This is a genomic window from Saccharomonospora piscinae, from assembly GCF_005862235.1.
GTDB classification, from domain to species: domain Bacteria; phylum Actinomycetota; class Actinomycetes; order Mycobacteriales; family Pseudonocardiaceae; genus Saccharomonospora; species Saccharomonospora piscinae.
In genome coordinates this window covers 76,879-89,962 of the sequence record NZ_VCEK01000005.1, presented here as the reverse complement: position 1 = coordinate 89,962, position 13,084 = coordinate 76,879, and the positions used below count along the sequence as shown (strand labels likewise).

General features: G+C 71.0%; 2 protein-coding genes. Both read right to left on the bottom strand.

From position 1 onward, the window contains the following. Positions 1 to 19: 19 nt before the first annotated feature. A complete protein-coding gene (locus FFT09_RS19865) occupies positions 20 to 1,300 on the bottom strand; it encodes an MFS transporter (protein ID WP_081193979.1) in 1,281 nt (426 codons plus the stop codon). Next, a complete protein-coding gene (locus FFT09_RS19860; RefSeq protein WP_138383633.1) occupies positions 1,297 to 13,080 on the bottom strand; it encodes a non-ribosomal peptide synthetase in 11,784 nt (3,927 codons plus the stop codon). Before FFT09_RS19860 ends, FFT09_RS19865 begins: the two co-directional genes overlap by 4 nt. Between the last annotated feature and the right edge of the window lie 4 nt (positions 13,081 to 13,084).

Here is a 13,084-nt window from a genome sequence, read left to right as displayed (position 1 = left end):
GTGTTCGGTGCTCTGCCGCTCACTGCTGGTCGTCGGTGCCCGGAGCGGCCAGCACCGTCGTGTCCTCTCCGACGACGCGGGGCAGTGCACGCATGTTGCGGCTGGCGGTGACCACGAGCGCCGTCGCGAGCATCGTGCCCGCCGAGGTCAGCACCGCGATCGTGGGCCCGAGCGCGACGAGCATGCCGCCGGCCAGCGGGCCGAGGGCGTTGCCTGCGCCGTTGAACAGGTGCGCGGCCCCGCTGAGCCTACCGCGGAGGTGGTCCGGGGTGGACAGGATCTGGAACGACTGGACGCTGGCGGTCGCGGCCGGAGTCAAGAACGCCATCACCCCGAGCAGGACGCCGTACCAGTATCCGGGGGGAACGACCGCGAGCAACGGCGTCAGCAGAGTGGACAGCCACGTCAGTGCCACGACGGACCGGTAGGGACCCAGCTTGGCCTGCATCGGCGACGCGACGAAAGCGCCAGCGAGGCCACCGACGCCCAGTATCGTGGCGATCAGTCCCACCTCGCCCGGAGCGACACCCTGCTCGTTCGCCAACACGATGACGAGGAAGAGGAGCGTGGCGAACACGAAGCTGATCGCGACCTGGCACAGGAACGTGACTCGGATCGACGGCTGCCGCCACACCCAGACCAGGCCGTCTCGTGTGGCGGGCAGGATGTCGCGCAGCGGCTTGCGCACCTTCTTCTCCTGCCTGGGCACGCGAATGAACGCCACGGCGATGGTCGACACCACGTACGTGAGGGCGTCGAGGACGAAGGGGAAGATCCGGTTCAGCCCGAACAGGAAACCGCCCAGTGCCGGGCCCGCGGTGGCGCCGAGATAGGCGCGGGCCGTGATGCCCGCCACCGCCGAGGGCAGTTGCTTCTCCGAGACCAGTTTCGGCAGCGTGGTCTCCTCGGCGGGCGCGAACAGGGTGGCGAACGCGCCCTCGATGACCGCGACCAGCAGAATCAACGGGACGGAAGCCTGCCCCGTCGCGATCGCGACCACCAGCCCGACGAACGCCACCGCCCGGGTCAGTTCGCAGGTGACCAGCACTCGCTTGCGATCCCAGCGGTCCACCAGAGCACCCGCGAACACTCCCGTGGCGAACCTGGCGGCCCCGTTGGCGAACCCGACCAGCCCCGCCGCCACCGCCGAGCCGGTGGTCGCCAGCACCAGCAAGGGGAACGCCACCGTCGAGGCCGACATCCCGAGTTCCGACAGCGTCTGGCTGCTCCACAGCAGGATGTAGTTGCGGTTGCGCGACAGTGGAGGGAACTTCCGTCGAGTCGCGGTCTTCGTCTTCATTCACGCTTCCCCTCTGTGTCGCGCGCGCCGTCGTGCGCGATCCGCCGCAGCACATCGATCATGTCCATCGCCAGCCGTCGGACGGTCTCCGCGCGGTGCACCGAGGACGAATGGATCCACGAAAGCCGCAAGCGCCCCTCCACGACACTGCCGACGACCTCCAGGGGGAAGGGTCTGCGCTCGTCCGGACTGTCGTCCCGGCCGACGTCGAAGATCTTCCTGCGCACCAGGGCCGACTCACCGTCGTCGACCCACTCGCCGAGGTAGTTGAACAACACCTGCGGTGCGGCATCCGGCACCGACTCCGCGAGATACCGGAGCACGCCGTATCCCAGCCCGCGCTGCGGAACCGCTCGGAGCTGTCGTTTGACGGCACGGACCAGCGCGGCCGGAGCGTCGGTCGCGGGCAGGCTCAGCTCCACCGGGTAGATGGTGGTGAACCAGCCGACCGTTCGGGACAGGTCGAGGTCATCGGCGATGTCCTCGCGGCCGTGGCCCTCCATGCCGATGGTGACCCGCCGCCCGCCGATCCAACCGGCCAGGACGGCGGCGAGCGCCGCGACGAGCACGTCGTCGACTCTCGCCCGGTACCTGCCGGGCACCCGGCGCAGCAACGTGTACGTCGTCTCGGCGTCCAGTTCGGCGCTCACCTCGGCGGCGCTGGCCCCCGTGTGCTCGCCGTCGAGATCCGCTGGCAGCGCCGTGCCCGCAAAAGTGGACCACCGCTCGATCTCGTCGTCCCAGTCGCCCGCGTCCGCTCTTTCCCGCAGGTGTCGCGCCCAGTCCCGGAACGGGGTGCTCTTCGGCCCCAGCTCCACCGGCTCGCCCGCACTCGCCCTGGCGTAGGCCCGTTCGAGGTCGCCGAGCAGGATGTCCCAGGACACCGCGTCGACCACGAGGTGGTGGATCACGAGCAACAGGTGGGTCGCCGCGTCGTCTCGCACCAACAGCACCGGCCGGAACAGCGGGCCACTCAGCCGCAGGGACTCCTGCGTCCGACGGGCGACCTTGTCGATCTCGTCCGGACCGCCCGCCTCCACCCGGTCGAGTGCGAGTTCGCCCGTGTCCGGTTCCCCGTGCTGGTGCCACCGGCCGTTTTCCCACGCGAAGGTCGTACGAAGAGCGTCGTGCTGCCGCCGCAGGGCTGCCACCGCCGTGCGCAACGCGTCCTCGTCGACCGGGGAGGCGAGTTCCAGCAGCACCGACATACTGAAGTGGTCCGGATCGATCGGATGGCTCTCGAAGAACCAGTGCTGCACCGGGGTGAGTTCGACCGTTCCGGTGACGTCCGCCGAGCGACCCGCAAGCCCGGCGTCCGTGGGGGCCGGCTGCTCGTCCAGAAGCGCGGCGAGAGCGGCGACGGTCTGGCGAAGCAGGACGTCGCGGGCCGCGACCTGCCGCCCTGTGGCTCTGATGCGCGCCACGACCTGCATGACCTTGATGGACTCGCCGCCGAGGTCGAAGAAGTTGTCGTGCACGCCGACCCCGCGTACGCCGAGCACTGCCGCGAAGATCTCAGCGAGTTCGCGCTCCAACCCGGTACGCGGTGCGACGGCGCTGTCGGCCGGCTCGGCGCGCTCCGCCAGTGTTCGCAGCGCGGCGGTGTCCACGCGGCCATCCCGCGCCCGCGGCAACGCCTCGACGAGACGGACCTCCGAGGGAACGAGATAGCCGGGAAGCCGCTGTGTCACATGTTCGGTCAGGCCGCCCCCGGTCGCGCCCGGCGCGGGCACGGCGTAGGCGACCAGGCGATCGGCCACGGTGACCACGCTCGCGTCACTGACGTCGGCACGGTCGCACAGCACTGCCTCCACGGCCGCCGGATCGACATCGAAGCCCCGCAACCGCGTCGCGGGCCCCAGGTCCTCGACCGCGCCGTCGGGAGTGCGTCTGGCGCGGACGCCCACCTCCGTACCGTCCACCCAGAGCCACCCGGGCGCTCCCACGGGGACCGCGCCGCCCCGCTCGTCGAGGACGCGGACCGTTCGGCCGGGCAGCGGTGTCCCGAGCCGGACCCGGCGGGCCGCACCGGGACGCACGTCGCCGCGCAGTGCCCCACCCGCCGTCCGAGCGGACGAGAAGACCGACACGGCGCGCACGTCCCAGGGCACCTCGTGCACCGGCCCGTAGCCGATGAGCAGCCGCAGACGGTGTGGAGGCCGACTCCCCTCGCGGGTCAGTGCCCGCAACTCGGTGGCGGTGAGACACAGAATCGTGACCTCGTCGGTCGGTTCCCCGATGACCAGCCCTCCGCCTGCGGCAAGGGGCGCCCACAGCTCCCACAGCGAGGTGTCGGCCGCTGCCGAGTGCCGGTAGGACCAGACGTCCCGCGGCCCCACATCGAACTCGACGAGCGCGCCCCACAGTGATCGGCTCAACGCGTCGTGGCCGACCGGTACGGAGCCCTCCACCACGCACGCGGTGCCGTGGGGTACCTCCTCGCCGGACACCGTGACCTTCCCGTCACCGGCCACCACACGGTAGGCCGCGCCCGCCCTGAGTACCGCGAGGAGGGCGACGACCTGGTCGATACCCGGTTCGAGCCCGACGTCGGCGACGGAGCCGGGCCGCAATCCCGAGGCGGCCAACTCGTCCGCCACGACGTCGGCCCTGCGATCCAGTTCCGCGTAGGTGAGCACGGTGTCGTCGTGGCGGAGGGCCACGGCGTCCGGGCTCCGCGCGGCCCAGTGCCGCACCAGTTCCGTAACCGACTCGGCGGACGTACCCGAGGTGCCGGTCGGAACCGCAACGGTGCTGGGCTCGGGGTCGGGCGCGGTCAGCGCGGCGACCGGCCGGTCGGGCCGCGAGCTCACTCTGATGAGCAGGGTGATGAGCTGGTCGAGGAGCGCCTCGGCGCTCGGCCGGTCGAACAGGTCCGGGTTGTACTCCAGCAGGACGTCCAGTTCTCCGGCTCGCTCGGCACAGTGGACGTTCAGGTCGAACTGGGTCGCCACGGACGGCACCGGATACTCCGTCACCGTCACTCCGGGCAGTTCGGGAGGGACCACCGGAGCGTTCTGCAGCACCAGCATGACCTCGATCAGCGGTGTCCGGCTCGGGTCGCGAGGGATGTCGAGTTCGTCGACCAGCCGTTCGAAGGGCACGTTCTGATGGGCGAACGTCCGCGACACGGTCTCGGCGACCCCGGCCACCAGGTCGGTGAACGAGTCGGTGTCGTCGACCCGGGTGCGCAGCACCACGGTGTTGACGAAGAAGCCGACGACGTCGGAGACCTCGGGCCGGTCGCGGCCAGAGGTGACCGTGCCGAGCACGACGTCGCTGGAGCCCGACCAGCGCCACAGCACCGCCTGGGTGGCTGCGGCCAGCGCGACGAACAGCGTGGTCCCCTGGCCGGCGCACAGGCCTTTCAACCCGGCGAGTGCCCCGGCTGGCAGGCTGCTCTCGCACAGCGCTCCCGAGTGGGTCTTCACCGGAGAACGCAGGCGGTCCGTGGGCAGGTCCAGTGGCCGCACCCCGGCCAACTCCGTTCGCCAGAACTCCAGGTCGTCCTCCAGCACCTCCGCACCGCGACCCGAGCGTTGCCACACGGCGACATCGCCGTACCGCAGCCGGGGCCGAGGCAGCGTGTCACCGCGGTAGAGGGCGGTGAGTTCCCGCGTGAGCACCCCGAGCGACCAGCCGTCGGTGGCGATGTGGTGCATGCTCAACACCAGCACGTGCTCGTCGTCGGCGACGCGCAGCAGCAGCGCCCGCAGCACCGGCCCGCCCAGCAGGTCGAACGGCCGGGCGGCTTCCGCCCGCACGTGGTCCCGGACCTGGTCCTCGCCCGCGACGGCGACCACCCGGAACTCGGGCGCCGCGGCCTCGCCCACCACCTGTGCTCCGCCACCGTCGGACGGCAAGTAGGTCGTTCGCAGGACTTCGTGGCGCTCGACGAGCGCTGTGAGAGCCACCCGCAGGGCAGCGACATCGAGTCGGCCGGTGAGGCGGAGCCCCGACGAGACGTTGTACTCGGGACTGTCCGGGGCGAGGTTGTAGAGGAACCAGAGGCGCTGCTGTGCGAAGGACAGCGGCAGCGGCCCGGTCAGCCGCGAGACCGGGATCGCGTCGGGCAGCGAGCCGCTGCGGGCCGTGACGACCTCCGCCATCCGCGCCACCGTGGGTGCCTCGAACACGTCGCGTGGCGAGACGCGGACGCCGAACTCGTCCCCGATCCGGGCCGCGAGCCCGATCGAGCGAATGGAGTCACCGCCGAGCGCGAAGAAATCGTCGTCCGCGCCCACGGCGTCGAACCCCAGGTTCTCCGCCCAGATCCCGGCGAGCTTCCGCTCGGCAGGCGTCCGGGGAGCAGTGGACGACACCGGCGACAGCACGGGCTCCGGCAGGGCCCTGCGGTCGAGCTTGCCGCTGGTGGTGAGTGGCAGCTCGTCGAGCGGAACGAAAGAGGCGGGCACCATGTGGTCGGGAACCCGTGCCGCCAGCGCCGCGCGGACGGCGGCGACGTCGACGCCGTCCGCGCGGGCGGGCGTGAGGTAGGCGACGAGCCTGTCGCTCTCGCCGCCGGTCACCACGGCCGCCGCCGAGACATCGGGGTGCTGGGTCAGCACGGCCTCGATCTCGCCGGGCTCGACCCTGAACCCGCGAATCTTCACCTGGTCGTCGACACGGCCGAGATACTCCAGCGTGCCGTCGCGACGCCATCGGGCCAAGTCGCCGGTGCGGTAGAGGCGAGAGGGACCGGTACCGACGAAGCGCTCGGCAGTCAGCTCAGGGCGGTTGAGGTAGCCCCGCGCCAACTGGACCCCGCCGAGGTAGAGCTCGCCCTTCGCCCCCACGGGGACCGGCCGCAGGTCGGCGCCGAGCACATGGACCTGGGTGTTCCACACCGGCCTGCCGATCGGCACTGTGGCACCCACGTCGCCGGGTGCGCACCGATGGTAAGTGACGTCCACCGACGCCTCGGTGGGGCCGTACAGGTTGTAGAGCGGCGCGTCGAGGACCTCGCGGAATCGTCGCCACAACTCGGCTGGCAGCGCCTCACCACTGCATATCACCCGCCGCAGGCTCGAACACCGCCGGATCGCCGGTTCGGCGAGGAAGGCCCGCAGCATGCTCGGGACGAAGTGGACGGTCGTGACCGACTCGCGCTCGATCAGCGATGCGAGGTACGCCGGGTCGCGATGGCCATCCGGCCGTGCCACGACCAGCGTGGCGCCGACCTGCAACGGCCAGAAGAACTCCCACACCGACACGTCGAAGCTCGCGGGTGTCTTCTGGAGCACTCGATCGTCCGGCCCGATCCCGAACTCGGCCTGCATCCACGCCAACCGGTTCACGATGCCGCGATGCGGGACGACGACGCCCTTGGGCCGGCCGGTCGATCCGGAGGTGTAGATCACGTAGGCCGCCGCGGTGTCGGCCACCGGAGTCTTCGGTCGCTCTGCCGCGTACTCCCGGCACTCGACCACCCGCACGGCGGGCGGCCACGTCGGCCGCGGCGGCAGGTCGGTCACCACCACCGACGGGTTCGCGTCGGACAGCATGAAGTCGATCCGCTCATCGGGCAGGTCCACCTCGACCGGGAGGTACGCCGCACCCGTCTTGAGGATCGCGTACAGCGCCACGACCTGCTCGACCCCGCGGGGCAGCAACACGGCCGCGGTGCCGTCCGCGGTGAGGCCCTCGGCGAGCAGCGCGTGCGCGAACCGGTTGGCCCAGGCGTCCAGCTCCCGGTAGGTCAGCGCGGTGTCCCCGGCGACCACGGCGGTCGCGTCGGGTGTCCGGTCGACCTGTGCCTCGAATGCGTTGACGAGCGTGGCCGGCCGCACCGGGTGGTCGGTGTCGTTCCACCGCGCGAGCTCTCGCAGCTCGCGCGGTGTGGCGGAGGGCAGGTCGCCGAGCTTTCCCTCCGCCACGCGCGGGAACGCGTCGAGCAGCAGCGCAAGGTGCTCTGCCAGGTTCTCCACGGTCTCCGCGTCGAACAGCCCGGGATCGTAGGTGAGCATCATGGCCAGGTCCTCGCCCGGGTACGCGAGCAGGTTGAGCGGGTAACTCGTGCTCTCGACGCCCTCCACGGTGTCCAGCCGGACCCCGCCATCGGCCGCGGTCCTGGTCTCCGCCGGGAAGTTCTCGAACACCACGATGCTGTCGAACAGGTCGCTGCCGCCCGGCAGGTCGCTGAGAGCCGCGAGGTCGGGCAGCGACACGAACTCGTGTTCGCGGGAGGCCGCGTGCTCCGGCTGAAGCGCCCGCAACCAGTCGGCGAGCCCGTGTTCCGGGTCGATCCTCACGCGCACCGGGACCGTGTTGATGAACATGCCGACGATGTCGTCCGCCCCCGCGAGATCGGCGGGCCTGCCCGACACCGTGGCGCCGAAGCAGACATCTCGCTCGCCCGAGTACCGCGACAGCAGCAGCGCCCATGCGCCCTGCGTGACCGTGTTCACCGTGACGCGGTGTTCCCGCGCGAAGTCGGCCAGCGCCCGCAGCGCGCCGGGCGGGAAGGGCACGGTGACCGAAGCCGTCGCCTCCGAAGCGTGCGAGATCGCGGGCGGGCGGTCGAACGGAAGGGGCGTCGTCGTGTCGAGTCCGGCCAGCCTGTCGCGCCAGTACGCCTCGGCCAAGGTGTGGTCGCGGTCCCGCAGCCAAGCCACGTAGTCGCGAAACGGTGGTCGGCGCGGTGGGGTGGCCGAGCTCGCGCCTCGCAGCGCGTCGTGGTGGCGGACCAGGTCGCCCAGCACGTGGAAGGTGCTCCAGCCGTCGAGCAGCAGATGGTGCGACGTACGCAGCACTCGCACGCTGGTGGTGGAGATCCTGGCCACGGCGAGCCGCAGCAGCGGCGCCTCGTCGAGCGCCATCCCACGTGCGCGCTCCCGGTCGAGATAGTCGCGGGCCCGTGCCTCCTGCTCGTCGGCGGGCAACCCGGACCAGTCGAAGTAGACGGTCGGGACACGGGCCGACCGGTGCACCACCTGCATCGGCTCGGGCAGCCCCTCCCACCGGAACGAGCTGCGCAGGATGGGTGTGTCGTCGACGACGGCCTGCCACGCCGCCCCCACTCTCGTGGGCTCGTCCGCTCCGTCGAGCACGAAGGACATCTGGTCGACGTACACCCCGGAATCGCTGTTCATCAGCGAGTGGAAGAGCATGCCGGCCTGGGTCGGCGTGAGCGGGTACAGGTCCTCGACCTCGTCGTCGGCGAGGCGCTCCACCGCGGCCTGGTCGAGTCGCGCCAGCGGGAAGTCGGACGGCGTGGCCCCGCCCGTGCCCGGCAGCAGGCAGTGGTCGACGAGTTCGGCCAGTGCCGCGACCACCTCTTCCGCGAGGCGGCGGATCGTGGACCGCCGGTGAATCTCGGTGGAGTACAACCACACGAACTCCAACCGGCCCCGCTCCACACTGCAGGCGACGTCCAGTAAGTACTGCCGGTGGTCATCCCTGCTGTGGTCGGCACCCACGCCCACGTGCCTGCCCTCGAACAGGGCACCGGCGGTTCCGGTCTCCCACTGCCCGAGGTAGTTGAAGCTGAGCTGCGGTTGCGCCTGGTCGGCCAGCGGGCTCGTCGGCTCGGCCAGGTAACGCAGGGCGTCGTACCCGATGCCCCGGCGAGGCACACCGCGCAGCTGCTCCTTCACCGACTTGATCAGCACGCCCGGGTCGCCGTCGGCCGCGACGGTCAGCGGGACGGGGAAGTGGGTGGTGAACCAGCCCACCGTGCGCGACAGGTCGATCTCGTCGAACAGGTCCTCGCGACCGTGCCCCTCCATGCCGATCAGCAGCCGGTCTCGGCCCGTCCACCGCGCCAGCACCACGGCCAGTGCGCTGACCAGCAGATCGTTGACCTGCGTGCGGTACGCGCTCGGAGCCTGGGTCAGCAACGCCTCGGTGGTGTCGGCGTCCAAGCCGACCGACACCGAGTCGACGGCCGCGGCGCGGTTCGGACCGTGCGCGTCGACCGGCAGGCGAGGATCGAACTCGTCGAGCCGCGACCAGTACGGCAGCTCGTCGTCGAAACCGCCCGCGCGCACGTACTCGGCGAGCCGCCGCGCCCAGTACTGGAACGAGGTCGTCCGTTCACCGAGGTCGACCTCGGCGCCCGCGACGATCCGGTGGTAGGCGGCGTCCAGGTCGGACAGCAGGATGCGCCAGGACACCCCGTCGACGACCAGATGGTGGATCGTGAGGAACAGCTGGGTACGGCCGGTGTCGAGCCGCAGCAACACCGCGCGCACGAGTGGCCCGTTCGCGAGGTCGAGACCTGCCTGCGCCTCGCGCGCGATCGTGTCGACCTCCTCGGTCGTCGCGGCCACGGTCTCGAACGTGGCTGTGCGCTGCCGCTCACGCGGAACGGCCTGCCGCCACCCCTCGGCGGTGTGCTCGTAGCGCAGTTCGAGCGCGTCGTGGTGCGCGACGACCGCGTGGAAGGCATCGCGCAGGGCGGTGTGGTCGATGCCGTCGGCCACGTCGAGCAGCACCGACATGGTGTAGTGCCAGGGAGCGACGGTGTAGGTGTCGAAGAACCAGCGCTGCACGGGCGTCAACACGACAGGGCCGGGTTCGGTGCGCTGCTCCGTCACCGCCTCGGGCGCGGGGCCGGACCCCACGTGCACGGCCAGCGAGCGGATGGTCTGGCGGACGAACACGTCCTTCGACGACAGGCGCAGGCCCGCCCTGCGCGCCTGCGCGACCATCTGGATGCTCAGGATGGAGTCGCCGCCGAGTTCGAAGAAGTTGTCCAGCACCCCGACGTTCTCCACGCCGAGGACCGAGGCCCAGATCGTGGCCAACTGTGTCTCCACCGGTGTGCTCGGGGCCACGAAACCGGTCGTGCCCGCTCCCGCGTGCGGAGCGGGCAGCGCCCTGCGATCGACCGTGCCCGCCGGAGTCAGCGGCAGTCGGTCGAGCACGACGAAGGCGGAGGGCACCATGTAGGCGGGCAGTTCCGCGCCGAGGAAAGCCCGGAGGGCGGTGGGGTCCGGTTCGTCACCCACCACGTACGCCGCGAGCCGGTTGCGCCCCGTCGTCGCGTCGGCGACCACGACGCACTCCCGCACCGATTCGTGGGTCGACAGCAGCGCTTCGACCTCGCCCGGCTCGACCCGGAAACCGCGGATCTTGACCTGGTCGTCGACCCTGCCGAGGAACTCCACCGTGCCGTCGGCCAACCTGCGGCAGCGGTCACCGGTCCGGTACAGCCGACGCTCGGGCACGGACCGCACTCGCACGAACCGCTCCGCCGTCAGGTCGGGCCGGTTCAGGTAGCCGCGCGCGAGCCCGTCGCCCGCGATACACAACTCCCCCGCGACGCCCACCGGTACAGGCCGGAGTTGCTCGTCGACGACGTAGACCCTGGTGTTCGCGAGCGGACGCCCGACCGGCACGATCGCGGCCCCGGCGAGGTTGTCTCGCGACGGCTCGAACACGGTGGAGTCCACGGTGGCCTCGGTGCCGCCGTAGGCGTTGACCACGCGGGTACGCTCGTCCAGCACGTCGAGCAGATCGAGGCAGTCGGCGGCCCGCCAGCCTTCCGACCCGACCGACAGGATGTCCAGGGGCGGGAAAGCGGTCCCCCGGAAACGCACCTCCTGGACCAGAGTTCGCAGCAGCGAGGGCACCAGTTCCAGCGCCGTCGCGCCGGTGCTCTCGAGCAGGTCGAGCAGCGCCGGTGGATCGGTGACCACGTCCCGGGGGCAGATCACGAAGGTGCCGCCGAAGAACAGGGACCGGAGCATGTCGGCGAAGAACAGGTCCACCGACAGACTCGACACCGAGGCGAAGCGCGGTGGCGACGAGCTGAGCCCGTAGTACGCATCCCAGGCGTGGGCGATATAGCGCAGGTTCCGGTGCTCGATCAGCACGCCCTTCGGCGTCCCCGTCGACCCGGAGGTGTAGATCGCGTACGCCAGGTTGTCGGAGATCCCGTGACAGTCGGGACGCGACGACGGTTGGTCCGAGAGGTCGTCGTCGACCAGTACCACTCTGGCGTTGGCGGGCGGCAGCAGTTCCGCCACCGTCTGCTGCGTGAGCACGATCGGCACCGCGCTGTCCTCGAGCATGAAGGTCAGGCGGTCGGCCGGGAACGCCGGGTCCAGCGGCAGGTAGGCACCGCCCGCCTTGAGCACGGCGAGGATCGCCACGACGGCGGGCACGTCCCGTTCCACGAAGACGCCGACCAGGATCTCGGGACCGACCCCGCACTCCCGCAGCCGGTGGGCCAACCGGTTCGCGCGCTCGTCGAGTTCCCGGAAAGTCAGCGCCGTGTCCCCGCACCGCACCGCGACGGCGTCGGGAGTCCGGTCGACCGACGCCTCGAACAGGGACTGGATCGGGTCGTCGGGCGGGCGTGGCACGGTAGTGTCGTTCCAGTCGAGCAGCCGCGCGCGGTCGGTCTCCGTCAGGATCGGCAGCGCCTCCACCGTCTCGCTGGGCGCGACCGCGACCCGCTGCAGCAGCAGAGTGAGCCCCTCGGCCAGCCGCTCGACGGTGTCCAGGTCGAACAAGTCGGTGTTGTACTCGACGGAGAGGTCGATTCCGCCGTCTCGCTCGGCGAAGTCGAACGTGATGTCGAACGCCGCCGCGAGGCACGGCATACGGAACTCGGAGACCCGCAGGTCCGGCAGATCCGGTAACGCCATCCCGGTGTTCTGCAGCACGATCAGCGCCTGCACGAGCGGCGTCTGACTCGGGTCACGTTCCGGCGCCAGCCGGTCGACGAGGTGGTCGAACGGCATGTCCTGATGGGCGAACGCGCCAAGGACCGTTTGCTTGACCTCGGCGAGGTAGGAGTCGAAAGCGCCCTGCGGGGCCGACCGCAGCACGAGCGTGTTGGTGAAGTCGCCCACCACGTGCTCCAGCTCCGGCCTGGCTCGACCGGTGGAGATCGCGCCGAGCGCGATGTCGTGGTTTCCGCTCCAGCGGGAGAGCAGCGCGCTGGTGGCGGCGACGACGAGCATGAACAGTGTCGCGCCGCGCTCCCTGCACAGCGCCGTGAGCCCGTTCGCGACCTCGGCCGGAACGCGGGTGACGTGCAACGCGCCGTTGGTGGTGCGGATCGCGGGGCGCCCTCGGTCGGTCGGCAGCTCCAGTGGAGTGATGCCCGCCAGCCGCTCGCGCCAGTACGCGAGGTCGTCGGCCAGCGCGTCGTCGGTGAACCGCTCCCGCTGCCACACCGCGACGTCGGCGGGTTGGACGGGCAGGGGCGGCAGCTTCGGAGTCCGTCCGCGCGCGGCCGCCCCGTACAGCGCCGCGAAGTCACGCAGCAGCACACCCATCGACCAGCCGTCGGTGACGACGTGGTGCACGCTGACCACGAACACGTGCTCCGTCGCAGACAATCGCCACAAGGAGAACCGGACGACCGGCCCGGTGTACAGGTCGAACGGCCGCGCCGCCTCCGCTCGAGCCAGCCGATCCAGTTCGGCGGCCTGGTCATCGACGTCGGAGAGATCGGTCAGCCGCACGGGCACGTCGGCGGGCTCCGCGACCCGCTGCACGCCGATCCCGTCGACGGTGTCGAACGTGGTGCGCAGCGCCTCGTGCCGGGCGACGAGGCCGGTGACGGCGTGGGACAGCGCGCCGCGGTCCAACGTCCCGGCGAGGCGCAGCCCCACCGAGGCGTTGTACTCGATGCCGTCCGGCTCGTACTGGTGCAGAAACCACAACCGCTGCTGGGCGAAGGACAGCGGGAGCGGCTCCTGCCGGGACACCGTGGGTATCCGGTCCTCGTCCGGCAGCTCGGCCCGGCCCGCGAGCCGCGCGTCGAGCATGGCACGGACGTGCTCGGGCAGCGCCGCGATCCGTTGCTCCCGTGACAGGGACATGTAC